Here is a 24,824-nt window from a genome sequence, read left to right as displayed (position 1 = left end):
TTTCCCTCTCCTTACAAAAAGTATTTTTTAGTAAAAGCTGATAATAGAACATAGCAGGAATTCTTCTTATTTACTTATACTGAAACAGAATATGTCACCTCCAACATACAAATTAAAAAGAGACCAAAAATAGACAGTATATAGGAAACATATACTATTTATTTTTGGTCTCTCTAATTGCACCGATTGTTTTATTCACTTTTCAATTATGAGTATACTTGCGAAATATTAAAGAAGTTTAAAAGGAATGTAAAATCTATTTAAACTATTAAATTAACATCATATTTCCACATATCTGGATTTGAGGTAGATACCGCAATCGCCCCATGCTCCAAAGCACTTTTTGCATGCTCTGGTAAAGATAAAAGTCCCCCAGTAATGATAGGAACAGGTGAAACCTTAGATAATTTTTCTATGATATCAGGGGCTCTACTTGGCATTACCTCAATGAGATCTGCTTGTATATTATCGGGATCTCTCACTAAATGGAGATATACATCTGTATCGATTAAAAATACTCGTTGAACGACGAACAACCCTGCCTTTTTTGCTCTCTTAATTATTCCCTGATTCGTCGTTACAATAGCTGCTGGTTTAACATATTTTTTTACAAAATCAATACCATCCTTATCCATATCTAATCCGCCGATTTTTTCCACATGTAAAATGACCGGAAGTCCATTGCTTTGGATAAAATCAACATAACGCTTCACAGTCAAAATCGTCCCTGTCATTAATAGGACTGCACTTAAATTGTGTTTATATTTAATCGTCTTTTCGATATACTTTGATTCCTTTAATGCAGCAACCATTTTATTCTCTTTTAAGCTTTCTAATAAAATCCCCTCATGCATTTATTTCTGCATCCCCCTTTAATCTTGATTAAAATCAATACAGACTTTTAGCCTCTGTATTGATAGAATATCGCCCCATTGTTAATTCTTGATAAAGAGAAAGTGAAAAAAACGTAAAGTTAACTAACCTTCCTATTAATGATTTAGTAACGAAACGGAAAAAGCTAACACGACGTTTAACATCTTAGTAAAATAATTAATGTCTTCTTAATCCTCTCTTTCATTTCTATCATTTTATTTTTGTTCCATTTTTTAGCTTTTAGTCCTTGTATTACAATGTTAGCAATTTATAAGAAATGGAAATAGATGCAAAATGGTAAACTAAACAAAAAAGGAGGTATCAAGATGTCAATACTAACTCAAACCATTGTCCCTCATTTATGGTATAACAAGGAAGCAGTTGAAGCTGCAACGTTTTATGCTTCCATTTTTCCGGAATCCAACATTAACAATATTACAACCATCCATGATACACCGTCAGGTAATGCGGATATCATTTCATTTGAGTTATGGGGCCACCAATTCATGTCGATCAATGCGGGACCACATTTTACATTCAATCCATCGATATCTTTCATGGTTAACTTTGACCCTTCACGTGAAAAAGATGCAAGTACAAAATTAGATATGGTATGGAATCAATTAACAGAAGGTGGAACCGTATTAATGCCACTTGATACTTATCCATTTAGTGAGAAGTATGGCTGGATTCAAGATAAGTACGGTCTATCGTGGCAACTAATCCTTACCAATCCAGAAGGCGATGAACGCCCTACCATAATCCCCTCGTTTACGTTTGTCGGCGATAACTGCGGGAAAGCAGAGGAAGCGATCAATTTTTATATGTCTGTATTTAAAGATTCAAAACAAGGAGATATCGAGCGCTATACTAAAGGGATGGAACCTGACAAAGAAGGAACAATTATGTTTGCTGATTTCATGCTGGAAAATCAGTGGTTTACTGCAATGGACAGTGCATTAAATCATCCATTTAATTTTAACGAAGCTATCTCCTTTATGGTATATTGTGACACTCAAGAGGAGATTGATTACTATTGGCATAAGCTATCTTCTGTTCCTGAGGCTGAACAATGCGGTTGGCTAAAAGATACGTATGGCTTGTCATGGCAAATAGTGCCGACAGAAATGGAAAAAATGATGAGCAGTAACAGTACACCAGAACAAATTGAACGTGTTAGTCAGGCGACTCTACGAATGAAAAAACTTGACATCAAAAAGTTACAGCAAGCGTACATAGGATAGTCGATAGGAAGGTTTAACCAATCGCAAAAGAAATAAAAGCTTGGAATTTTGCCCTTCGGAAAGCGATATATATTTTTACAACCATCATAGGTATCAAGGAAAATTAAAGGGCCTCAGTCCTATAGAATACAGGACGAAGGCCGCTAAAATCATTTTTTATTATTTTCACTGTCTACTTGACAGGGTGCAGTTCAAATCGTTTGGATTTTTGTACGTATAAATTTCTGTTGTCCTAGACTCAAACTGCAAAGTGAATAATGAAATGAAGTAAAAACAGGCAAGCAATTACGTAAAGCGGATAGGGTACTTTTCGTGCATTTCCTGTACTTAATTTCAAAATCACATAAAGAATAAATCCAATCGCAATTCCATCTGCAATGCTGTAAGTGAAAGGGATCATCACGATAATAAATATCGCAGGGAAAGACTCACTTAGATCACGTACATCTAATTTCTTTATATCTTGGACCATAAGCCCTCCGATGATCATCAATACCGGTGCAATCGCATTGGAAGGAATCATTTGGATATATGGAATAAAAAAAGTAACAATTAAAAACAAGAAACCTGTCGTTATGGTAGTTAATCCGGTACGTCCACCTGCCGTAATGGCTGCTGTTGTCTCTGCAGTAGATACGGTTGGACTCGAACCAAATAGACCAGATAACATAACAGAAATGCCATTTGCTTGAAAAGCTTTTTTAAACTTCTCTGGTCGATTCGTTGCTGCAACATGATTATAGGTTAAACCAACATTTTCAAACAACACAACCATCGTAATCGAAAACACTGCCACTAAATACGGTAATGTTGCCCAATCAACAAAAGAGGAAGCACCGAATACTTCCTGATATCCTTGTAACGAAAATGATTCATTTGCTCTAGAAGGCAGTACTCCTAATAAAAATGCTATTCCAGTTCCAAACAGAATTGTCCATAAGAAGTTACCTTTTACATTACGAATAAATAAGACTAGCGCAATGATGAACGTAACAATCGTCGCAAAAACAGCAGGATCACTGAAATCCCCTAAGGTAATAATCGATTGCTCGCCTCGCTTGACAAGATGACCATTTTCTAATCCGATTAACATCAGAAATAGACCGATCCCAATATTGATTGCTAGTGTCAATGATTCAGGAATGGCATTCTTGATCACCGTTGTTAGCGTTGAAAATGCAATTACTGTAAAAATAAGACCTGACAGAGTAGTGACACCCAGAGCCTGTTGCCAGGTGAGCTCCATAGACTGTACTAACGTATAAGTAAACATCGCATTAATACCCATGCCAGGAACAATCAGAATTGGCGCATTTGCCCATAATCCCATAATCAAACAGCCAACAAAAGAAGTAAGAATTGTTCCTAATACGGCACCTTCCAAAGGAACACCCGCTTCAGATAAGATAAGAGAATTCACGGCAATAATATAAGCAATCGTGAAAAATCCGATTAATCCAGCAGACAGTTCTTGTTTTACACTTGTCCCATGTTGTTTTAATTGGAATATATCTTTTCTCAATGTAATTCCTTCTATTCAATTATCCCTCTCCCGACCCACTCTAATAAAAGAGCCAACTTATATTGTATTAAATTTAAGGGACTTGTCAACTTTAATATTTGTTTCTTATTAATAAAACGCTCCTATTTAATGATACCAACCTTATATTACTTTCTACTCAATTGTTCTCAAATTGATATTTGTATAATCTCATATTGAGATTTATAATAAAAATAACAAATGAAAGCGTTTAATAACAAGTTGCAAGGAGGACTTCAGATGAGCCAAATCGAAAGAAACGACAAAATGGAACATCTCCTAGAAAAAAACAAATTTAGTGAAGAAAGCCTATTACATATGACAGACGAACAAATTGAATATTTTCACTGGCTCTATTTCGAGGACTCTGTATATGATTTAATGTAGCTCGATATAAAAATTATTCATGATATTTTTTCCTTATTCACTCATTTTTTCTTATTAATACAAAAGCCAAATTAACTTAATGATAACTCAGTTTTTTGCTATTCTTTTAAATATCCACTTACTAATTGACATATTGAGCACACCGAATGCATTACCAAATAGAAACGGAATCAACACCGAAAAAGTAATAAATAAAGTCACATCCAATCATTATTAATAAAGGCATGTGTGGATATGACAAACTTAATATAAAAGCATATTTAAATAACCTATAAAACTTAATCGAAAATGAGAAATCACTGGAAAAATATATATAAGAATCGAAATATATGAATGTTGATTACTACTGTGACAAACTGTCTGCGGTTCCTGAATCCGAACAATGCGTATGGTTAAAAGATAAGCACGGAATTTCATGGAAAATAGTGCCAACAGAAAGCTACTCTTAAAATGAAGAAGCTTGATGTTGTGGAGTTGCAGAAGGTGTATAAATAATAGGCACTTAAAAACTCCTTACAAAGGAATCCCCATAGAGATACTCTCAGAGGGATTCCTTTAATTTTCTGCAAAAACCCTGATACTCAATAATAAGTTTACTGTATTAATGAACAACAGAAACCAAAAAAAACTTTGAAATCCAAGGATAACTTGACCTAATTGACTATGATCACCTCCGCTCATCCATTCCGTTATTGATCCTTCTACCCACAAATTCATAAATGTTACTCCTAAGGCAGAACCTAATGCCAGTCCTAAATTTCTTAGCAAAGCGATTGCACTACTCATTGTCCCTAATAATTCTTTAGATACTTGACCAATCATCAATGTATAATTTGGTGATGTCAAGACCCCCATTGCTACTCCAAGTAGACATAATAAAGTGGCAATCTTCCAAGTAACAGTTGCTGATGAAATAAAACTTAATCCCACTAAACTAACCAACATGAGACCCAATCCAGTTATCACCACCTTTTTACCACCAAAAAGGTCTGCTAGACTTCCACTGATTGGTCCAGTTATTGCCATAAATAAAGGATACGCCATTAATAATATTCCTGCGAAAGATGTACTTACTTCTAATACACCTACTAAATAAAAGGGAATAACAACCATTGTAGAGAATGTAGTCAAATAACTAACAATAATCGTTATACCTCCTATTTTTATAAGAGGCGGTTTGAATAAGGAAAGTCGAATAAATGGGTATTCTATTTGATAACTTCTTTTAATAAATAACCAAATTACTATAAAACCAGTCAAAGAAACAGGTAGCAAGTAAAGTGCAAACCCATTATCTCCTATCATTGTTAATACATAAATAACTGCAGTGATACCAAAGGCAAACATTGCAGCTCCCGAATAATCAAAAGGTTTATTTGCCCGTTCAGGATTATCGCTGGGAATAAAACGAAATGATAATACAGATACAACAATAATGATCGGTACTTGTATCCAAAATAATATGTTCCACGAAAAGACATTGATCAATAACCCACCTATAGACGGTCCTAATAACGCTCCTAACCCAACTGAGGTTCCAATAATACCTAATGCTCTCCCTCTCTTTTCGTCCGGATAATTCGTTGAGATAATCGCCATGTTAGTAGATTGTAGCATAGCAGCACCAACACCTTGAATAATTCTTGCTGCTATTAAAAAAAACAAGGAAAAGGAAACTGCTGATAGTAGTACACCTACCCCAAACACTATATATCCAATATTATGTACCTTTTTCAATCCAAATATATCTGCTAGCTTACCCATTAGAGGTAAGCTAATCATTACTGCCAATAAATAGGAAGTGATCACCCATTGTGTAATACTGAGAGAAGCTTGAAAAAATAATGACAGTTGAGGTAAAGCAATATTAATCAATCCTGCGGAAAAGTGAGACAAAAAAGCACCAGGACACACTACTAACAGAATAAATACTGGTGCAATTGTTTTTTCTTTAGTTATCGGTAAAACAATATGTTCAGAATTAGCTTTTCCCATCAATCATTCACCTACACTTCTTGCAATCTAGAAAGTCCGTACTAATGGTTCGGGTGTCATCCATTTGTTTAAAATTTGATCTGAGGTTGTCACATCCCCAAAATATTCATCAATATTGATTATAGTCATTTCGTGTGCTTCCTTTGAAAAAGAGGCACAACAGTCTTCCAATAGCACCACCTGGTAATCTAGCATAAAACCATCTCTTGCAGTCGATTCTACACATACGTTTGTACTAATTCCTGTCATCAGCAATGACTTAATCCCCTTCGTTCTTAACACCGATTCTAGTCTTGTATTAATAAAAGCACTGTAACGATGCTTTATCACGACAATATCTTCAGCGTGTGGCTTAATTCGATAAAATTCAGAGCCCCATGTCCCTTTTCTACATACATCTGGCTTTTCTTTATTTTTAAAGCGATTGATCCAAGTCTTCGAATCCGTACTGTCTTCATGTATGGTCTGAATAAAAATAACTGTTACTCCTGCTTTTCTTGCTTGTTCTATCACTTTTTTTAAAGGAGTAATCATACTACTAACCATTTCTAGATTTGCTCCTTTTTGTGCTAAGCTCCCCTCTTCATGACAGAAATCATTTTGTACATCAACAATGATCAACGCTGTTTCTTCTGGTTTTAAGTGTGACATATTTCCCTTCCTCTCTTTTTTTAAAGAGAATGGAGGCTTCATCCCCCACTCTCAATCCTGTTATTCATTTGTCTTTTCAACAAATTGCATATCGATTAATTCATCATAATCATAACCATCTGTATACACTCCTGTTTGTTCCACTACTTCCATTACATTTTCAACGGCTTCCTCAGAAATATATCCATCTACACTCCACAAATCATCGGAATACGCTCTGTCCAATGAAGCTTGCAAATCCTCTTCAGAAGATGTTGAAAATTCCTCTTTTAACACATTCATTGCTAATTCCTTATCGTCATTCACTGCTTTCAACCCTTTAATAACTGCATTTACAAAACCTTGAACAGCTTCAGGATCTTCTTCAATTGTTGATTGTCTAACACTTAATACTGAATAAGCATAATCACCAATTTCAGGAAATTTATAAAATGGTTCATTCCAAACTTCTTTGTCAATACCACTATTTATTTGCGGTTCTGCTCCAACAGCCATATCAGCCTGTCCATTCTCAACTAAAGATAAAACTGCGGAACCGTCAGCTGGTTCTTCTAATACGACATCACTATCAGGATCAAGTCCAACATTCATTAATAACCATCTTGTTAAGAGATTGGGGCTACCTCCATATCGTCCTGCAGCAATTGTCTTTCCTTCAAAAAACTCCTTCAATCCTTGTTCACTATCATCCTCCAATACTTGATTCGTTTCAGCCATGATATACACATTTGCCCTGTTAACCACATTGACAATAGACTTAATCGGATCATCACTTCCGTCATTCGCCATTTGATTGGATTCTGGACCACCAATATTACCCCAAGTTTCTCCACTTATAACGGTGGTAACATGTGCCCCTCCAGTCGATGTTACTACTTCTACATCTAATCCTTCTTCCTCAAAATATCCTTCATTTATTGCAACATATAAAGGCAAGTATCCAATTAAATGAAGTGGTTCTGCAATTGTAATTTTCTTCAGTTCTTCCTCAGCACCCGAGGCATTCGAACACCCACCTAAAACCATCAAAGAAACAATTACTATAAGTAACAGTTTTTTCATAAACTTGTCCCCTTTTTCTCTATTATTGTGGTCTTCCTTGTAATAAGAATCGTTCTAACCAGACCGTACCTAAGTACATAAGAATGGATACGACAGATAACACCACTACACCAACCCAAACGAGATTAGTATCCATTATTTGTCCTGCATATAAAATCATCCTTCCAATACCTTGTCTCGAACTAATGAATTCTCCAACAATCGTCCCGGCTAAGGCCAACGCTATATTAATTTTCAAACTACTCACAATCCAAGGCATTGCAGATGGAATAACGACCTTCGAAAATACTTGGTTTCTACTCGCACCTAATGAAAATAACATCTTTTCTAAATCTTTATCGACGGAATGCACACCACTTTTTGCTGCCAACGCAGTCACAATGACAGTCATCATGAATGCTAAAATAACTTTAGAGGAGAAACCGATGCCAAACATAATAACTAATACCGGCGCCAACGCTAACTTAGGGATAGCATTGAATGCAATAATATAAGGTTCTGATATTCTGGAATATAGATCTGACCACCAAAAAGATAGCCCAAGCAACGATCCAATAAAGGTACCTAATATAAAACCGATAATAGTTGCTCCTGAAGTGTACGCCAAATCCATTAATAATGATCCTTCGGTCAATGATGTCCAGCCTGTCTGGACAATGGTGGAAGGATTACTCCAATAATAAGAATCTAGTATTCCAACTCGAGTGCATAACTCCCAGGCAACTACAATGAGAAATCCAACAAGTATTCTGCCTAGTAAAGTGATATTTTTTGTTCTACTTTCTCGCTGCTCTGGATCATCTACTACGGATTGATTCTTAACTTTAGGAACAACACTTCTTTGTGTCATATGATCTTTACTTACCGCCACATTATTAGATCCACTATTCATCTTGTTTCCTCCTTATTCAGCTTTATCAAGGCTCTCTTGATCTTCTTTTAACATTCCAAGTAATCTTTTCTTTAAATTAACAAATTCCAACATGGATAATGTATCTTGCCCTCTCGGCCTAGGAAGATTAACAGCAACAATTTCCTTCAATCTCCCAGGTCGAGGTGAAAGCACATAAATTTCATCCGATAAATAAATCGCCTCATCAATGTCATGGGTAACAAATAGTACTGTTTTCTTAAAATCTCCCCAAATTTGCAATAACCAAGTTTGCATCAGTAGTCTCGTCTGAGCATCCAAAGCCCCAAATGGTTCATCTAATAAAATAACATCCTGATCATATAGCAACGTGCGAAGCAACGCGGCCCTTTGCTTCATACCACCTGACAATTCACCTGGATAATGATTTTCAAACCCGCCTAACCCGTATTTTTCCATCAAGGGAATCGCTCTTTTTTCTGCTTCTTTTTTCGACACTCCCTTTAGTTCTAGACCTAAAATGATATTAGCCAAAATCGTCCGCCATGGAAGTAATAAATCCTTCTGCAACATATACCCTACATGTCCACTTTTTCCGATAATATTTTGGCCATCCAATAGAATTTCGCCGGAGCTAGGTTTTAATAAGCCCGCTATCATATTAAATAATGTAGACTTACCACATCCGCTAGGTCCGATTATACTGACAAATTTACCTTCAGAGATTTTCATATTTGTTTCCTGTAATGCAATAATGTCTTGCCCCCCTTTTCTGAAAACTTTACTGCCCTCTACAACTTCCAATTTATACATATTATCCACTCCCTCATTCAATTTATAATATAGAAAAAACCGTCAACTCAGATCTCCGAAAATATAGACTCTCGTCCATGATAAGATCATAAGCTGACGGTTTTCCTGCTCTCAAAAGATTGAGTTCATTTAACCAGTCACATAATTTGTTATATTATTACTCAAAATGATAATTGTTACATTCATATTCTTAGTAGGATCATAGTCTCGTAGAACGATTTCAATATCAAAATCAAAATGTTCTACCAACTTTTTCTCCAATTGCTCTTTATAATTGATATTTACTAACCTTTCGATTATATGGGAGACATCTTTACTTGTTTCATAGATGATATTCAAAACAGGAATTCTTTTATTTTTCGATACAATTATAATTTTGTTCTCTATTAGAGTGACGTGTTGTTCAATTAATCCTATTTTAAAAATATCCTGATGCACTTGATTATTTTGCTTCATTAAATTCTGTTTCAACTTTCCAATTGTAGAGTTTTCCAATGTCTTGTTTATCTAGTGCACCTCCTGTCTATCTTTCTGGATGTTCTAAACCTAACACACATCTATCTGACTATCTTTATTTTTGTAACATTATTTTACATTGTTTTTAAGTGAATGTTAAAACATGGTGGATCATATAGAATAATAGTGGAGTTTGTTCTAATATTGAAACTCATTAAGCCGAATCAGTCTTGAAGACTGTTTCTGTAAGGCTGTTAAAGGTAGGTGGTTTGTATAAATCTACTACCAATAAAGCCTTTCATAATTAATAATGGTAGATAGAGCCGCTCCTGTACTTAAACTGGACCTTTCTTTGCTGAAAATTATTTTTGTTTTTTGGATTGGAAATTGTAGCGCATTATTTTCTATATAATTTAAACAACTTGTTGAAAAGCTTTGGGAACGATTATAAGGAGTATCAATAACAATCTGATTAGGATTAATTAAATGAATAACATAAACAAGTGCTTTTCCTAAATAGGTTCCAAATTCACTGAATAGTTCTTTTACTTCTCTCTGCCGTTCCGCTTCATTTGAAAACATCCCATCCTCTATCATAAGTTGCCCAAAGTTTGCTAGTCTTTCTCGAAAGGTATTCGTATTAATTAAGTGTTCAAGACAACCTTTCTGGCCGCATGCACATACTTCTCCTTTTGGATCCAATGATATATGACCGATCTCTCCAACCGTCCAGCTTCCTCCATTAATAATCTTATTATCAATAATATAAGCTCCTCCAACACCTTCTTCTACCCGAATATAAAAAGAACTCCCACCCTGTTGACTTCCTTCCTGTTCAATAGCGTGTAACGCACCTAAGTTCACACTATTTTCTACTGTGAATGGAATACTGAATGCCTGATGTTCTTCATCTATAAGGGATACATCTTGCCATTCCAAACGAGTAGATCTATAAATGATCTGTCTTTCCCTATCTACAATACCTGGTATACCAATTCCGACACCAAGTACTTTATCGTATTTTCCTAAAAGAGATTTAATTAAAGTCTGGAGCTTCCTCTTCGCCTTCTCTGAATTTTTATTAGGACTAGAGACAAGCTGTTGTTCTAACACCTTACCATAATAATTGGTTACTGTGTATTCAATCTCATTTTTATTAATAATGAATCCTATCGACTGATACGCATTTTCATTCATTTGAATGATCACTTTCGGCCTGCCTTTTGTTCCTGGCTCTTTAATGCCCACTTCCTTCAAGATTCCTTGATGAATAAATTCGTCAACAATCAACGAAATCGTATTTTTACTCACTTGCAATGTTTCTGCCAAATCTTTTCTCGTTGTCTCTCTACACTGACGTAAATGGAATAATATTTTCCTTTTATTTTGTTCTCTAAGTATTCCTGTTCCCTTTGACAAATAGTACACTCCATTCTCATAGAAAACTCGTAACTGCTGGTTCACGGGGAGTCCAAGAAAGGTTTTTCCTAAAGAATCACAATTTCTTAATCTTATCCTTAAATCGATCCATAAATTGTTGATTCCACTCATCCCCGCCTGTCGCATTGCCACTTTTCCAGATCGGTGGTTCAATATTTGCTTTCGCGAGTTTTTGGGTTGCCTCCATACAGATAGAATTCAAAATAAAAGCATTAACAAAGGTGGACAATGCACCAACCTTCTGCTCTATCCCCTCGATAGTCACCACCGCATCTCCTACTTTTATTTTCGAATCAATACTTATATCAGTAATTTCATGCAAATTATATTTGGATGGATGTCTGGCAGGATGATTTTTCGGCGTGCTTTCTGCATGCTCAAAAGAGCAGATGCCTATCGTTTTTACACCACGATCTCTTGCCTCTAATGTTGCATCGATTGTTGCACTATTTATTCCATATGCATTTACCATGATTAGTAAATCACCTTTTTGCAAATGGTTATCCTCGATGACGATTCTTCCATAACCATACGTACGCTCAATTGCCATCGACCGTAAAGCGCCATTACTAAGTAGTGTTCCTTCATCTAAAATGGCACTAGCATGCATTAGTCCACCAGCACGAAAAAACACTTCTTGTGAAGCTAAATTCGAATGTCCTCCTGGTCCAAAAACATAAAAAATCTTATCCTGCTTGATATGTGCAGCGACTACACTTGCTGCCTCATTGATTGTATCTTTTTCAGTCGCTATCACAGCAGATAAAATATTCTTTATTTCGTCATAATACTTTAACATCACATCCATTTACTACACCTTCCTTTCTTTAAATATTAACTGGCCGTTTTTATAGGTTTCCAAAACTCTCCACTTGCTAGAACACATATCAACTACTATCAAATCAGCAGGAGCACCTACTTGAAGACCCTTCTGTTGGGGAAGATTCAGTAGTTTTGCCGGATAAATAGAGGCTTTATGAACTGCCTCCTTTAATCCAACTATTTTTTTATCTACAAGATTTTGGACCCCTTGCAATAAGTGTTGAGCAGAACCAGCTAAGAGATCTTTATTAGCTCTCATGTGTAGCCGACCATTCTTGGATAGTGTTACTTCTCCCCCCACAGGCATGTTGTATTGTCCTGGCTCCATACCAGCTAACGCTACACTGTCACTAACAAGAATCATATGTTCCTTTTTTAGTTGGTGGATTACCTTGAGAACATTATCCGGTAGATGATGTCCATCTGATATGACAGAAGCCCAAAGCATATCTTCTGCTAATTGGTCCCAAATATAATTTGGATGTCTTGGAAGAGTTGGATGAGCGCCATTCCCCAAATGTGTGGATAATATTGCTCCTGCTTGAACTGCTTCTTTTATTTGGCTTGACGTTGCTGCTGTGTGACCAATCGCAACCTTTACACCACTTTCTACAGCTTTTTGTATAAAGTGCGTTACTTCTGGCCATTCTGGAGATAACGTAATGATTTGAATCATTCCTTGTGCTTTTTCTTGTAAATGGCAAAATTCTTCCCAATTGGGTGCACGAACAAAGTCTTGCTGATGTGCACCTCTTGGCCCGTCTTCAGGTGAAATATAAGGACCTTCTAAATGAAAACCTCCCACTATATTAGAATGAACTGGTAGAATACATAGATTCTTAACGGTTTCAGTAAACAGATGGGCTAAATGCTCATAAGAGTTCGTAATAACTGTTGGAAAGAAGGTTGTGATCCCTACACCTGCTAAAAGTTCGGTAACTTTGTTCCATTCTGAAAAAGTTAATGGATTTTTATTAAAATCTATCCCCATAAACCCATTAACTTGTAAATCTACTAATCCTGGGGCAATAATATCATGATTATTCTTATCGTTTTCAAATACTTCTATTTCCTTTATATTTTCGATTCGCCCATTCACCATTTGAACCTCTATCTTTTTTCCTGTTAAATAATGAGTCCCTAGAAGACTAGTATGAATACCTGACATCTTACAGGCTCCCATATGCTTCCCTATCTACTATGAGATGGGAATCTTTATGCGTCCGTAGTATAGAAGCAGGACACATAGTACTGATTTCTTTATTTAAAACGTTATGGATGGCATCTTTTTTTGAATCGCCTGGCACTGTACATATCATAGATTTACCTGACATTAATGCAGGTATCGTTAACGTTAAAGCATGGGTGGGGACATCCTCAAGATTCTCAAAACATCCATCATTAACCTGTTGCTGACGGCAGTAATGGTCTAATTCCACTATCTTCATAACGGTGGGATCTTGAAAGTCAGCTACTGGTGGGTCATTAAACGCGATGTGACCATTTTCCCCTATTCCAAGGCAGACAAGATCAATAGGCGCCTCCTTTATTAAATTGGTATACCGATCTATCTCCTCCTCAGGTGCTGCCAAACCATTAATAAAATGGAAATCTTTCATCTGAACTCGATTCGTAATATTTCTTTGCAGATATTTGCTAAACCATTGATCAGAATTAGGAGCAAGGCCTAAATATTCATCCATATGAAGGCCAACGACACGCGACCAGTCAATATCCTTATCTCCCGTTAAATAAGACAGAAATTCATTTTGTGAAGGGGCTGCAGCAAAAATCACCCGTACCTCCTCTTTCACAAGTAATAATTGCTTGATCCGATCACCTGCTAACTTTGCGGCTAATTGCCCCATACTATGTCGATTAGCACAAACGTAATAGATCAGATTATCTTTTGTTAATTTCTTCAATTAAATACCTCCTTTTACACATTGCTCTAATTGCTTGACAAGGTCATTTTCAAAAGAAGCGGAAAGTTTGGCAGGATAACCAAAATAATAGAGAGATTCCTCGGCTTCATAACCACCTTCCATTAACTGTTTTGCAGTTGGAACATACCCCACCATTCCGTTAGAATAACCTAGTGGTAAAATATCCTTGTTAATTCCCTTTATCATCTTCCCATACTCATGGACTAGTTCTGCATTACAGCATAATAATTTTAAATGACTACCTAATTGTACATATTGAATAAACAATTCATAATGGCCGTCTATTTGTTGCACAAGTGTCGGCCATTCTTTAGCTAAATCTTGTGGAATCTTGTTATGCACCTCTTCTGTGTTAAAAACTAACGGTAATTTGGTCACTTTGACAGTAATGTGCTCTGGATGACAAACTTCTCCTTCTTGATCAAGCAGTTTAGTTACCTCGTTTGCAAGCATATCTCCGATACAAGCCATATCCTCCAAAGTTCCTCGATAAAAATTCCCTTTCTTCATGAGTGCTGGCCTAATATCTCCACAAAAGCCTTGAAGGAAAGCTACATGCGTTCCAGGATACTTTGTTTCCACTTGCTTACAACAATAACCTGGGTATTCACTCGAAACAACATTTGCATCTGTTGAGGTTGGATGACACGTATAATGGATCCAAATCGCCTTTGCTTTACCCTTGGTTGTATAAAAGGAAAATACGGAGACCTCATGATCAACTCCTCCCCTTTCATCTGGAGCCATCCTTACCTCTCCATTGACCATGCTTCTTCTATTGATTCCTATCGGCACACTTCCTCGATTCACTTTGACAATTACTTCTTCTTTGTTATCGAGTGCATTAATAACACTTTGGATCACTTGTGTATGTAGAAACTCAAGATAGGAGTGGGATCTTTTCCCTAGCTTTTTACTAAATCGAGAACTTGTTTGTGGCCCAGAATGATTATGTGTAGCATGGAAACAAATGTAGTCAGTGGGAATGTTAAACTTATTTTGGATTTCCAGTTTTAATGTTTCAACTTGCCTGTTATCCCACCAAATTAAGTCTGCAACGATAAAAAGAAAAGCTTTATGGCAAAACTCTAAAACAAATGCTTTCACGTATATTTTTTCCTGTACGGTATTCGTTTTGCCTTGCCTGTGAGCAAAACCAGCTAAATTAATAGCCTCTGAGGGAGTAATATCTCGCTTACTCGCTCCTAAGCGCATGATTTCTTTTCCTTTCAAGAAGATTAATAATAAGAAGATAGCTACGTATGATATGAAAAGGATCCTTTACCGGTAAGGCGACGACTTTGTCGATGGGATCACCTGCTCTATCTCTAATCTGTATCCACTCTCCAACTTCCTTGTTTGGATTTGGGAACGTCTTAAATATATAATTTTCTAATATAATAAACCAATTTCTCCACCGTGGTTCTCCTGTTTCATGATAGAGTAATAGAGTCGTATAAAGAGCCTCTGCATGGGGCCACCATAATTTAGTATCCCATGTTTCCATTATCAGCTTTTCGTAAGCCGTTCCGCTTCCTATCCCCCACGGTTTACCGCTATCCTTGTCAACATAACGGAATAATCCACCATACGTAGCATCCCATCCCACTGAGAGTGCCTTGTCAGCTATGTTAGCTAACTGTTTAATAGTAGACTTCCTATTTTTTAAGCCTTGTATATTTTTTGTGTGTATCATAAACCATATCGATTCTAATGTGTGTCCAGGATTAAGATGTCTTTCCAATAAGGTAGTTTCATTTCCAAATGTAGAAGCCTTCATTTCTATAATCCTATCTTGATCCCTGAACTCCTTCATAATTTCTTCTAAAAAACTTAAGGTTTCCTTCATCAGATACGCCTTACTATGATGGTTAAGTTTAGATGCCGTCTCATAAAGCTCTTGACTAACATTTAGAAGAATCATTGGAATAGAGTGAGAGCGATATCCGTCGGGGATCGGATATGGCTCTGAAACAAAGGAGTTTTTTTCTATTCTTTCCTTGATTGATTGATAAACAATGATCGCTTGCTCAAAGGAATGAGCATCATTTTTAAGGTGAGCGTAAGCATTACAGCCTAAAACATAAAAGCAATCGGAAAAAATACTTGTATCGAGTTGATCTTGTATATGCTGACCGTTCCTTTCAACAGCATATACAGCATGATTGTTAGAGATTAATGCATGTTCTTTTAGAAAGCGATAGGTATGTTCCGTTATTTCTTCCCACTGTTTTGGCAAATGGATCAAGCCACTTTTATGCATTATTCTGAGATGACTGCACAACCAAAGAAATCTTCCTTGTGACCAAATATATTTTTTATCACTTACCAATGTTGCTCCATCATTTGTAAAACAAGTAAAAACTCCGCCATATTTATAATCGATGGCTTTTTCCCAAAAAGAGAGGAAATTTACTTGTAAATCATTTTTGTATTTGTTTATAAGTTTATCAATATCCATCATAATCCCCACTTTATGATTCACTTTGATCGTCTTGATCATGTGATTATTTATCATTACTCACTGTACGCAATAAACCTTCAATTTCCGGTTTCACTTCCCTTCCATTATTTAAGAATCCTAATCCTATAAACACGATTGCTGAGGTAATGACTGGTGCACCAATTTCAACAGAAAGCGGGACAGCAACGACATACTTAGTGAGTACAAACATGATTAAGCCGGCTATCACCGAGGAAATAGCAGCAGTTGAGCAAGAGCGTTTAAACGCTGGAAATAATCCGAATAACATTGGGATCGAAATTGGTCCAACTAATGCACCAAACCAGGAAATGATTAACCCTAATACACCACCGAAACTTTCGGATTGAATACCAATGATAAGGGTAATAAAAGTAAAAATAAAAGTAGTCCATCTTGCAATTCGGAGAGAGGCTTTGGCATTTAAAGAGGCAAAGCGCTTTGACATAACCGGTAAGATATCACGAGTAATTACTGCGGAAATAGTGTTTGCATCAGAAGAAGTCATTGACATAGTTGCAGCAAATAAAGCAGCGAGTACCAATCCTACAAGTCCTACTGGAAGCAATTCTTGAGCCAACAGCCCATATGACTGGCTTGGGTCCTCTAAACCAGGCAAAATTATTGGTGCGGCCCACATTGGAAAGAATAAGAATAATGGCCAGATAAGATATAACAGACCTGAAAGTAATGCACTCTTCTTCGCTGCTTTAGCGGTTGGTGAAGAAATATAACGTGTCGCTAGATTCCAAGTACCGCCATTATAACTTAAGAAAACAACAAATAAATAAAAAATGACATACCAGAGTGTATAAGGATCATTGAAAGCCTGGCTATGGCTAGCTGGTAATTGGTCCCAAATTCCTGTAATGGAGCTGATTCCCCCCATCATATTTAAAACAACAAAGAACATAATCAATCCAGCTACTAGCTGTATAACGAATTGTACAAAATCCGTCCAAACGTCAGCCCATAATCCCCCTATAGTGATATAAACAAGTGAAATAATACCTGAAAGTAAAATACCGTATAAAATTGGAATTCCTGTAAATACGTTTAAAAGTATGCCGATTGCTGCCCATTTTGCACCAACATCAAACAACTTAAGCAAAACTCCACACCATGCCATGACTTGTTGAGTTGGCACATTGTAACGTAAAGATAAATATTCTGTAGGTGACTCGATATTGTAACTAATTCTTAACCTTGCCCATCTTGGAGCCATAATAAAAGCCCCCGTTGTTACACCTATAAATATGACTACCGCCCACCATATATAAAGGCTAAATCCATGGGTGTAAGCAAGGGCTGCATATCCCACGAATACAGCGCCACTATATCCTGATACATGGTGAGAAATTCCAGAAAGCCACCATGGTAACTTTCCTCCAGCAACAAAGAAATCCCCCGAACCGTTTACTTTCTTATAAGACCAAAAACCAATAATGACCATAACCAAAAAGAACAATACGATCGAAAGCCAATCTAACGAATGCATTTTTCAAGCCCCCTTTATTTTGTTTTACAATACATCCTATTTTAATTAGTCATAGACTATTACTAATATTTCATATAAGGGTAAAGTGTAATTGCGTTAAAAGAACTCATACCTTAGAGGGATGGAGTAGTATTGATTTGACAAAAACCAGAAAGAGAAACGCTCATATATCCATCTATATTTTTGAATATCTCCCTTAATCTCAATAAAACTTGTTACTTAATGGAGTATCATCATCCTCACTAGTTTTCAAATTTTCTAATATTTATTTGTATTTTTTTGATTTTATAAGTAAATAGATCTTTTACCAGCAAATACTCCAAACAAAACCATAAAAACAATAACAAATAAAACATTATTTTTTGACTTTACTCTGGCTCACTAGTATAATCGTACTCAAAATGTAAGGGATTTCTCGCTTAAATCACAGAATAGTAATAGGGAGGCAACAAGATGAAGCGAATAATTTATTGTTACTTGTTGAGTGTCAGCGTTATTCTATTTGTAACCGGATGCAATCACCATACACACGCTGACGAACATATCGAATTGCATTTTGCTTATGCTAGTAATCCAGAGCCTGTAAAAGATGCTATGGCAAAGTTTGGTGAATTAGTAGAAAAAAAGACAAACGGACAAGTAAGTGTTACCTATTTCCCTGATGGTCAGCTTGGCGGGGAGCGGGAGCTAATTGAATTAACACAAACAGGGGCAATTGATATTACAAAGGTTGGTGGTTCTGCACTTGAAAGTTTTTCCAATAAATATTCTATCTTTGGTATCCCCTATCTTTTTGATGATATTGATCATTTCACTCGTGTCATGGAAAGCGAAGCCATCATGCAACCAATCTATCAATCTACTAAGGATTTAGGTTTTGTCGGGTTAACCTATTACAACTCAGGGCAACGAAGTTTCTATTTAACAGACGGTCCTGTTGAAACCCCAGAGGATATTGAAGGGAAGAAAATTCGTGTAATGGAAAGTGAAACCGCTATCGAAATGATCGAATTATTGGGAGGAACAGCGGTACCACTTGGAAGTGATGAAGTATACACCTCCTTACAACAAGGTATCATTGATGGTTCAGAGAACAATGAATTTGCCCTTGTTACGGCTGGACATGGGGATGTAGCTCGTTATTACTCCTATGATGAACATACGAGAGTACCAGACATTGTGATTATAAATGATAATACACTCAATCAATTGAATGAAGAACAACGACAAGCTGTAGTAGAAGCTGCTAAAGAATCCACTGAATACGAAAAAGAAGTATGGGAAGAAGCTGTAGAAGCTGAAAAACAGGAGGCTATTGAAAAACACAGCGTGAAATTTAATGAAGTAGAAAAGGCTCCTTTCTTAGAAAAAGTACAGCCTATCCATGAAAAGTTTAAACAGAACAATGAATTAAGTGAACTATATTACATGATCCTAGATGCACGTAGCAATGTGGAGGAATAATGAGATGAACAAAACTATGCGTAAATATCTTGACCGTACGATTGAAATTATTACATGTACTTTGTTAATAGTCATGGTTGTAGTTACAAGTTGGCAAGTGATCAGTCGATATATCTTTAATAATCCCAGCTCATTAACAGGTGAATTTCTTCGTTTTGGTTTAATCTGGTTCTCATTATTAGCAGGTGCCTATGTAGTTGGCAAAAAAAGTCATATCGCAATAACTTTTCTAAGTAATCGTATAAAGAGTGAGCAAAAGAAACGAATGTTGGATATCGTTGTCCAAATCAATTTCGTACTCTTTGCCGTCATCATGGTTACGGGTGGCTTCAAAGCAGTATCACTTACAATGACTCAAATATCTCCATCACTAGGTTTACCCATGGGGTATGTCTATCTGTCTCTACCGGTTTCTGGTTTTATTATCTTGTTGTACTGCTTCATTAACCTAATGGAGTTAGCAGTTTCTAAACCATTCCATACACAAGAAAACTCTTAAAAAAGAAGGTGACATAAATATGGTTGCAGAAGCTAGTATTCTGTTAGTTCTTGTTTTCGCAATATTACTTGCAGTTGGTATACCGATTGTCATATGTATTGCTGTAGCCTCATTGGCTACTATTCTCTTAATGTTACCACTTGATATTGCCGTTTTTACTGCAGGGCAAAAAATGGTAGCAAGCCTAAATAGTTTTTCACTAATAGCAGTACCTTTTTTTATTCTATCAGGAGTTATTATGAATAATGGTGGGATTGCACATAAATTGGTAGAATTTGCGAAGCTAATAGTAGGAAGGGTCCCAGGATCATTAGCTCATACAAACGTGGTAGGAAACGCCCTATTTGGCTCCATTTCCAGTTCTGCGATAGCTGCATCTACTGCGATTGGTGGGGTAATGGTTCCATTACAGAAAAAAGAAGGCTATGATCGAACATTCGCTGCAGCTGTCAATATTGCTTCTGCTCCATCAGGAATGGTAATACCACCTAGTACCGCGTTTATTATCTTCTCGTTAATTAGTGGTGGAACATCCATTGCTGCATTGTTTTTGGGTGGATACTTAATTGGTATATTATGGACAGTAACAATTATAGCAGTGGCATTTGTTATAGCTAAAAAACGAAATTACCCCATTGTACATAAGGATGAAATCGCAAACATTAATAAAAAGAAGATTATCTTAGACGCTATGCCAAGTATTCTATTAATCTTTATTATTATCGGTGGTATTTTAACTGGTATTTTTACAGCGATTGAAGCATCTGCTGTCTGTGTAGTCTATGCTCTATTTCTCGCACTTGTATATTACCGAACGCTATCGATCAAGCAATTACCGGAAGTTCTCATTAAAGCTGTTGAAATGTCTGGTATCGTCATGCTACTTATTGCCGCATCTTCATTGATGTCATTTGCTATGGCATTTACCGGGATCCCGGATGCTTTGAGTCAATTTATTCTTAGTTTATCAACGAACCCTTTGGTTATTTTATTATTGATTAATATCATTTTATTAATTATAGGAATGTTCATGGACATTGCCCCAGCGATTCTAATATTCACACCTATTTTCCTGCCAATCGCAGAAGGTATTGGCATAGATCCGGTGCACTTTGGTATTTTCTTTATATTAAACTTGTGTGTGGGTACGATTACCCCACCCGTAGGAACCGGACTATTCGTCGGATCCATGGTCGGAAAAGAAAAAGTAGAAAACTTAATCAAACCATTAATGCCTTTCTATGTTGCAATGTTTGTGCTATTGATGGTTGTCACCTATGTTCCGGAAATTAGTTTGTTTCTTCCTAATCTGTTAGGGTTGTAGAGCAGGGGACTGTTGGTGAGTTTATTGTAATTTCTTTCATAATGCCAATAAAGGCTGCTAACAACACTTTATCTATAGAAAGCGTTGTTAGCAGTCTTCGCTTATTTTTATCGCTTTAAGATAAAAGTACCTATCTATCAAACTACCAAATCACGAGTATCCTAAACCAAATCACACGCTTCTGCTGGCATCCAATGTTCATCTTTACCGTGCCATTTGACGTTACATCCGATTGGATTAGTTAAGGGTGTCGTAATTTGCTTGCCTGCTAAATGTTCAGCAAGCGCATTTTCTAAATCATTTACGGTTGCTTTATCAGACTCACGTGGATTGTCAAGGCCACGACCAGTATAAACCAACTCACGATTTTGATCGAATACGTAAAAATGTGGTGTGCGGAGAGCTCCATAAGTTTTGGCCACTTCTTGTGACTCATCATGTAAATAAACCCACGGGAATTTCTTCTCTTCCATCTGTTCCACCATTACTTCAAATGAATCATCCGGTTTTGTAGTAACACTATTAGAATTGATCCCAACAAACTTAACACCTTGATCTGCAAATTTTTCGGCAGTTGCTCTTGTCACTTCATTCGATCCAACAACAAATGGGCAATGATTGCATGTGAAGAAAACAACCAAAACATTTGCATTATCAAAATCGGCTAAGCTGTATCTCTTACCATCTGTTGCAGGAAGCTTAAAATCCGGCGCCTTCTGACCCAACTCCAATGTAAAAGCCATAAAAAATTCCTCCTTTTATTACTATATTCGTTAATATTAATGAAAACGATATCAAAAATGAGCTAATTATTCAATAATCGTGCTTAGCTAGAAGTATTCTGCCCCTCAGTAGACATGTACACAGTCCTATGTCTTGTCTCATCCGTCAATCTAACTATTTAGTAAGCTTATAACTAAAAAGGATTATAAAACCGATTCCCATCATGAAAAGTAATCACCATAGCTACGAGAAAAAGCAAAACACTAATGGCCAACGTTAACACGTCAGCTTTTAACAAAGGTCGGGCACTATACCAGGTCCGCTTTTTATGTTTGCCGAAGCTGCGTAACTCCATAGCATTACTGATAACTTCAATCCGGTCAAGACTGGAAAAGATTAATGGCAACATAATCGAAACGACATTTTTTAGACGTTTAGTTAATTTTTCATTTTTTGATAAATCAATCCCTCTCGTTTGCTGAACCTGGGCAATGATACGAAAATCACGCTGAATATCTGGTATATAACGTAACGCCAACGATACCGCAATTCCAATTTTATAACTAATACCAACTTTATTAAGGGATGCCGCAAATTCACTTGGGTGTGTGGTCAGAATAAACAATAATGCAGCCGGAATCACTACAAAATACTTTAATGTAATATTGAGTTGGTAAAATAACTGCTCCCATGTTAAATTGTACCTGCCTACTCCTTCCCAAATCACATGACTACTGCCATATATCGAGACACCTTCCTGAGGCGAAAATACATAAATGGCTACATTATTTAGAGCGAGAAAAGCGAAAATAATTATCAGTACAAAGGAAATATCCTTAACTTGAATTGTGGACAAATGAAAGATAACTAGACTTGCAAGTAATAATACTAGCAACACTCTTGTATCATAGGTAAGCATAGCAATGGAAGACCAAATTAAAAATACAATCAGCTTTGTAATCCCTGATAATTGATGTATCGGGGAAGTTCGTTCCATATACCCTAGTATATTTACAGCCATCTTTCTCGAACCTTTCTATCATAAGCTATAAATTGATGAACAAATTGCTTAGGATCTGCAATATCCGCTTTTACCGCAAGATCAAATAATGTGGTACGCTTTAAATTAGCTCTGGCAACTATCTCATTATTTGTTAGAAGCTCGACTGCCGATTTATCAGCAATTAACCGCCCATCTGCCAGTACAATTGCTCTTGAGGTATACTCTAACATTAAGTGCATATCATGGGTAATGAATAATATCGTTGTTCCATTGGCATTTAGCTCTCGCAAAAATTCCATCATTTCCGTATAATGACGCAAATCCTGACCAGCAGTTGGCTCATCTAAAATAATCACGCTTGGCTCCAATACTAAAATAGAAGCAATTGTCACCCTTTTCTTCTGGCCATAGCTCAAGGCAGATATTGGCCAATTACGAAATGGATACAAACCACAAACCTTCAACGTTTTTGCCACTCTTTCTTCAATCTCATCCTTAGAATATCCTCGATTAACTAGTCCCAATGCAAGTTCCTCATATATCATATGCTTAGAAATCATATGATTTGGATTTTGTAGCACAAAACCGATCTTACTTGCCCGATCAAAAATCGTTTGATTGGTGATATCTAAACCATTCAACAATATTTGTCCACAATTAACTTTTTCAAAACCACAAATAAGCTTGGACAATGTTGATTTTCCCGCACCATTCTTCCCAACGACACTTATCATCTCTCCCTGTCGAACTGAAAAGGAGATATCTTCCAAAACAGGATCATCTTCATATTGAAAATGAAGGTTACGAACTTCCAATACAGCATTCGTTGTTTTTTCCGTATACTTATCTTTAGGCCTCACAGACCATTCTCGTAATTTCCTTTTACAATCCTCTGATAAGTTTAATCGATGAATATGCTCGAGTCCCATATCAAGATTAACTTCGCAACCTGTATACTTCAATGCCTTTAAATAAAGTGGTTCTCGAATATGTACTTGGTCCAACTTATCAGATACTAATAATTCCTTTGGTGCTCCATTAAAAACTACTTCTCCCTCATTTAGTACAATGACTCTGTCAAAATTGATATGAAGCGCGTCTTCTAGACGATGCTCAATCATGATCATCGTTTTATCTGCCTCTTGATGAATACGGTCTATTAGCTCCATGGCATATCGACCTGTTGCAGGATCCAAATTGGCAAGCGGTTCGTCAAAGAGTAATATTTCTACATCCTCATTCACCATTACACCACCAAGTGATACCCGCTGTTTTTGTCCACCAGATAGCTCATGGATAGAATGGTCAATATGATCATCTATCTCCACTAATTCAGCTATCTGTTGAACAGTTTCTTTCATCACATGCTGAGGAACTCTTTCATTTTCCAAGGAAAAGGCAATGTCCTCTCCAACATTAAGTCCAATGAATTGACCGTCCGTATCCTGCAAAACGGTACCTACCATTTTAGAAATAGTAAAGATATCTAAATCCTTTGTGCTGCTTCCATTAATCAGAAGCTCACCTTTGATCTCCCCTTTATAAGAGAATGGCACTAGTCCATTTAAACAATGGACTAGTGTGCTTTTCCCTGAACCGGATGGGCCGAGAATTAATACTTTCTCACCTTTATAAATGGTTACATGAAGATTCGTTAACGTTGGATCTGTCTGGCTGTAATATTTAAATGTGAAATGATTAAATTCTATTATCGGCTGTCTCATGCCATAC

General features: G+C 36.5%; 25 protein-coding genes. 7 read left to right on the top strand and 18 right to left on the bottom strand.

Features of this window, described 5'->3' with window-relative positions; genetic code table 11:
- Nucleotides 1-260 precede the first annotated feature (260 nt).
- Nucleotides 261-854 carry a glycerol-3-phosphate responsive antiterminator gene (locus ACTNEP_RS19285; RefSeq protein ID WP_441163590.1) on the bottom strand — a complete coding sequence of 198 codons (594 nt, stop codon included), beginning with the start codon at nucleotides 852-854 and terminating at the stop codon, nucleotides 261-263.
- Between the two features lie 345 nt (nucleotides 855-1,199).
- Here ACTNEP_RS19285 and ACTNEP_RS19280 point away from each other — a divergent pair, with 345 nt between their 5' ends.
- Entirely contained in the window at nucleotides 1,200-2,117 is a 918-nt protein-coding gene (locus ACTNEP_RS19280) for a VOC family protein (RefSeq protein WP_441163589.1), read from the top strand.
- 40 nt (nucleotides 2,118-2,157) lie between these two features.
- Nucleotides 2,158-2,337 carry an IS3 family transposase gene (locus tag ACTNEP_RS19275; protein ID WP_441163588.1) on the top strand — a complete coding sequence of 60 codons (180 nt, stop codon included), beginning with the start codon at nucleotides 2,158-2,160 and terminating at the stop codon, nucleotides 2,335-2,337.
- An 18-nt stretch (nucleotides 2,338-2,355) separates the two neighbouring features.
- On the opposite strand, the gene ACTNEP_RS19270 is transcribed toward ACTNEP_RS19275, so the two are convergent.
- The gene (locus ACTNEP_RS19270) at nucleotides 2,356-3,639 is read right to left on the bottom strand and encodes an NCS2 family permease (RefSeq protein ID WP_441163587.1); all 1,284 of its coding nucleotides are present in this window, start codon (nucleotides 3,637-3,639) and stop codon (nucleotides 2,356-2,358) included.
- A gap of 258 nt (nucleotides 3,640-3,897) precedes the next feature.
- Between ACTNEP_RS19270 and ACTNEP_RS19265 the strand changes: the two genes are divergently transcribed.
- Nucleotides 3,898-4,044, top strand: a complete 147-nt coding sequence (locus tag ACTNEP_RS19265; RefSeq protein ID WP_441163586.1) for a BH0509 family protein — start codon at nucleotides 3,898-3,900, stop codon at nucleotides 4,042-4,044.
- Nucleotides 4,045-4,373: 329 nt separating this feature from the next.
- Entirely contained in the window at nucleotides 4,374-4,493 is a 120-nt protein-coding gene (locus tag ACTNEP_RS19260; RefSeq protein ID WP_441163585.1) for a VOC family protein, read from the top strand.
- Nucleotides 4,494-4,599: 106 nt separating this feature from the next.
- Here ACTNEP_RS19260 and ACTNEP_RS19255 read toward each other — a convergent pair whose 3' ends face one another.
- From ACTNEP_RS19255 to ACTNEP_RS19195, 13 genes are all read right to left on the bottom strand, one after another.
- Nucleotides 4,600-6,039: an MFS transporter gene (locus ACTNEP_RS19255; protein WP_441163584.1), complete on the bottom strand. Its 1,440-nt coding sequence runs from the start codon at nucleotides 6,037-6,039 to the stop codon at nucleotides 4,600-4,602.
- Nucleotides 6,040-6,066: 27 nt separating this feature from the next.
- Nucleotides 6,067-6,690 carry a cysteine hydrolase family protein gene (locus ACTNEP_RS19250; protein WP_441163583.1) on the bottom strand — a complete coding sequence of 208 codons (624 nt, stop codon included), beginning with the start codon at nucleotides 6,688-6,690 and terminating at the stop codon, nucleotides 6,067-6,069.
- 60 nt (nucleotides 6,691-6,750) lie between these two features.
- Nucleotides 6,751-7,752 (bottom strand): ABC transporter substrate-binding protein, encoded by a 1,002-nt coding sequence (locus ACTNEP_RS19245; protein ID WP_441163582.1) that lies wholly within the window; start codon nucleotides 7,750-7,752, stop codon nucleotides 6,751-6,753.
- Nucleotides 7,753-7,774: 22 nt separating this feature from the next.
- The gene (locus ACTNEP_RS19240) at nucleotides 7,775-8,644 is read right to left on the bottom strand and encodes an ABC transporter permease (protein ID WP_441163581.1); all 870 of its coding nucleotides are present in this window, start codon (nucleotides 8,642-8,644) and stop codon (nucleotides 7,775-7,777) included.
- Between the two features lie 12 nt (nucleotides 8,645-8,656).
- Nucleotides 8,657-9,436 carry an ABC transporter ATP-binding protein gene (locus ACTNEP_RS19235; protein WP_441163580.1) on the bottom strand — a complete coding sequence of 260 codons (780 nt, stop codon included), beginning with the start codon at nucleotides 9,434-9,436 and terminating at the stop codon, nucleotides 8,657-8,659.
- 129 nt (nucleotides 9,437-9,565) lie between these two features.
- Nucleotides 9,566-9,931 carry a hypothetical protein gene (locus ACTNEP_RS19230; RefSeq protein WP_441163579.1) on the bottom strand — a complete coding sequence of 122 codons (366 nt, stop codon included), beginning with the start codon at nucleotides 9,929-9,931 and terminating at the stop codon, nucleotides 9,566-9,568.
- 243 nt (nucleotides 9,932-10,174) lie between these two features.
- Nucleotides 10,175-11,311 carry an ROK family protein gene (locus ACTNEP_RS19225; RefSeq protein WP_441163578.1) on the bottom strand — a complete coding sequence of 379 codons (1,137 nt, stop codon included), beginning with the start codon at nucleotides 11,309-11,311 and terminating at the stop codon, nucleotides 10,175-10,177.
- Nucleotides 11,312-11,387: 76 nt separating this feature from the next.
- Nucleotides 11,388-12,140, bottom strand: coding sequence for a sugar isomerase domain-containing protein (locus ACTNEP_RS19220; RefSeq protein WP_441163577.1), 753 nt, complete (start codon nucleotides 12,138-12,140; stop codon nucleotides 11,388-11,390).
- Nucleotides 12,141-12,143: 3 nt separating this feature from the next.
- Nucleotides 12,144-13,322 carry an N-acetylglucosamine-6-phosphate deacetylase gene (locus tag ACTNEP_RS19215; RefSeq protein ID WP_441163576.1) on the bottom strand — a complete coding sequence of 393 codons (1,179 nt, stop codon included), beginning with the start codon at nucleotides 13,320-13,322 and terminating at the stop codon, nucleotides 12,144-12,146.
- A 1-nt stretch (nucleotide 13,323) separates the two neighbouring features.
- Complete coding sequence (locus ACTNEP_RS19210; protein WP_441163575.1) at nucleotides 13,324-14,079, bottom strand: glucosamine-6-phosphate deaminase; 756 nt, start codon at nucleotides 14,077-14,079, stop codon at nucleotides 13,324-13,326.
- Nucleotides 14,080-15,315 carry a neutral/alkaline non-lysosomal ceramidase N-terminal domain-containing protein gene (locus tag ACTNEP_RS19205; RefSeq protein WP_441163574.1) on the bottom strand — a complete coding sequence of 412 codons (1,236 nt, stop codon included), beginning with the start codon at nucleotides 15,313-15,315 and terminating at the stop codon, nucleotides 14,080-14,082.
- The gene (locus ACTNEP_RS19200; protein WP_441163573.1) at nucleotides 15,296-16,561 is read right to left on the bottom strand and encodes an AGE family epimerase/isomerase; all 1,266 of its coding nucleotides are present in this window, start codon (nucleotides 16,559-16,561) and stop codon (nucleotides 15,296-15,298) included. The genes ACTNEP_RS19205 and ACTNEP_RS19200 overlap by 20 nt, the downstream gene beginning before the upstream one ends.
- Before the next feature lie 46 nt (nucleotides 16,562-16,607).
- The gene (locus ACTNEP_RS19195) at nucleotides 16,608-18,080 is read right to left on the bottom strand and encodes a sodium:solute symporter family protein (protein ID WP_441163572.1); all 1,473 of its coding nucleotides are present in this window, start codon (nucleotides 18,078-18,080) and stop codon (nucleotides 16,608-16,610) included.
- A gap of 453 nt (nucleotides 18,081-18,533) precedes the next feature.
- Between ACTNEP_RS19195 and ACTNEP_RS19190 the strand changes: the two genes are divergently transcribed.
- Genes ACTNEP_RS19190 through ACTNEP_RS19180 form a run of 3 tightly spaced genes read left to right on the top strand, consistent with a single transcriptional unit; the run spans nucleotide 18,534 to nucleotide 21,367 of the window.
- A complete protein-coding gene (locus tag ACTNEP_RS19190) occupies nucleotides 18,534-19,544 on the top strand; it encodes a TRAP transporter substrate-binding protein (protein WP_441163571.1) in 1,011 nt (336 codons plus the stop codon).
- Between the two features lie 4 nt (nucleotides 19,545-19,548).
- The gene (locus ACTNEP_RS19185; protein WP_441163570.1) at nucleotides 19,549-20,043 is read left to right on the top strand and encodes a TRAP transporter small permease; all 495 of its coding nucleotides are present in this window, start codon (nucleotides 19,549-19,551) and stop codon (nucleotides 20,041-20,043) included.
- A 19-nt stretch (nucleotides 20,044-20,062) separates the two neighbouring features.
- Nucleotides 20,063-21,367: a TRAP transporter large permease gene (locus tag ACTNEP_RS19180; protein WP_441163569.1), complete on the top strand. Its 1,305-nt coding sequence runs from the start codon at nucleotides 20,063-20,065 to the stop codon at nucleotides 21,365-21,367.
- A gap of 161 nt (nucleotides 21,368-21,528) precedes the next feature.
- Here ACTNEP_RS19180 and ACTNEP_RS19175 read toward each other — a convergent pair whose 3' ends face one another.
- The 3 genes from ACTNEP_RS19175 to ACTNEP_RS19165 form a co-directional block, all read right to left on the bottom strand.
- Nucleotides 21,529-22,110 (bottom strand): thioredoxin family protein, encoded by a 582-nt coding sequence (locus tag ACTNEP_RS19175; RefSeq protein WP_441163568.1) that lies wholly within the window; start codon nucleotides 22,108-22,110, stop codon nucleotides 21,529-21,531.
- A gap of 173 nt (nucleotides 22,111-22,283) precedes the next feature.
- Nucleotides 22,284-23,111, bottom strand: coding sequence for an energy-coupling factor transporter transmembrane component T family protein (locus tag ACTNEP_RS19170; RefSeq protein ID WP_441163567.1), 828 nt, complete (start codon nucleotides 23,109-23,111; stop codon nucleotides 22,284-22,286).
- Nucleotides 23,102-24,817 (bottom strand): ABC transporter ATP-binding protein, encoded by a 1,716-nt coding sequence (locus tag ACTNEP_RS19165; RefSeq protein WP_441163566.1) that lies wholly within the window; start codon nucleotides 24,815-24,817, stop codon nucleotides 23,102-23,104. The genes ACTNEP_RS19170 and ACTNEP_RS19165 overlap by 10 nt, the downstream gene beginning before the upstream one ends.
- Between the last annotated feature and the right edge of the window lie 7 nt (nucleotides 24,818-24,824).

The sequence above is a fragment of the Gracilibacillus sp. HCP3S3_G5_2 genome, assembly GCF_052063305.1.
GTDB lineage: Bacteria > Bacillota > Bacilli > Bacillales > Amphibacillaceae > Gracilibacillus.
Note: the sequence above shows the minus strand (reverse complement) of the source record. Positions and strands in the feature narration are given on the sequence as shown.